Source organism: Mesorhizobium sp. M7A.F.Ca.CA.002.05.1.1 (assembly GCF_003998335.1).
Lineage (GTDB): Bacteria > Pseudomonadota > Alphaproteobacteria > Rhizobiales > Rhizobiaceae > Mesorhizobium.
Genome location: NZ_RZQI01001324.1, coordinates 1 through 1,116 on the forward strand (window position 1 = coordinate 1; position 1,116 = coordinate 1,116).

Genomic DNA, 1,116 nt, shown 5'->3' on the forward strand with positions numbered 1-1,116 from the left:
GCGACGGCGTCAACGCTGCTACCCGCTCGATGGGCGTGGCGCTGACCAGCTGCACCGTACCGGCGGCGGGCAGGCCGACTTTCGACATCGGCGATGGCGAGATGGAATTCGGCGTCGGCATCCATGGCGAGCCCGGCCGCCGGCGCGACACGCTGAAAAGCGCCGATGCTATCGCGCAGGAGATCTGTGCCGCAATCCTGGGCGATCTCGGCGACCGGGCGAAGGGTCCAGCGCTGTTGTTCGTCAACGGTTTCGGCGGCACGCCGCTGATGGAACTCTACCTGATGTACAACAGCGCGCGGGCGATTTTCGAGAAGCATGGCGTGACGGTGGCCCGTTCGCTGGTCGGCTCCTATGTCACCTCGCTCGACATGGCCGGCTGCTCGATCACACTCACCATGCTCGACGATGAGACGACCGCATTCTGGGACGCGCCTGTACACACGGCGGCGCTACGCTGGGGCATGTAACCCTGGCTTCCACCCTGCTTTTCTGCGACATCTTTCCCTGCAATCGCAACATTGTCCAGGTTGATGCTGCCACCGCTTACCCCTGCCGAAGAAAAGCTGCTGCTGCGCTACGCAGATCCGGAGGCGCCGACTGTCGACGTCGATAATTTGCCGGCAAAGACGCTGATGTCGCTGCTCGACAACGCCGAATTCCATGGCGTCCTGCCGATCATGCTGCGCAAGCTCAGCGGGGACGCGCGGCTGCCAGCGGATGCGGACCTGCACGGCAAGCTGGAAAATCTGCGCCAGAAGGCAACGATCGCCACCGGCCAGTCTATGCTGTTGAAGTATCATGGCGACCGCATCATGAAGGGACTGGCGGCGGACAATATTCCGGCGCGGATCGTCAAGGGACCCGTCTTCGCGCGCAAGCTCTACCGCAACGTCGCCGACAGGCCGTTCACCGACATCGATATCCTGGTCGAACCCGCCAACCTGGCGCGGGCAAACCAGGTGATCACGGCATGCGGCTTCGAGCTTGGCAGCAACGAGGCCGAATCCTACGAATTGCAGGAATTCAAATGGCTCGAAAAGGAGAATTCCAGCCTGCTGGTCGAACTGCATGGCGACCTCGTGCATGACATCGGCATGCGGCGGCGCCTGTCGC

The 1,116-nt window shown here is 62.7% G+C and carries 2 protein-coding genes; both read left to right on the forward strand.

The features are described from left to right. Nucleotides 1-470, forward strand: a 470-nt coding sequence (locus EN939_RS35260; RefSeq protein WP_206528442.1) for a dihydroxyacetone kinase subunit DhaK, incomplete at its 5' end; no start/stop codon positions are given. 63 nt (nt 471-533) lie between these two features. Continuing rightward, nucleotides 534-1,116, forward strand: a 583-nt coding sequence (locus EN939_RS35265) for a nucleotidyltransferase family protein (protein ID WP_164751565.1), incomplete at its 3' end; no start/stop codon positions are given.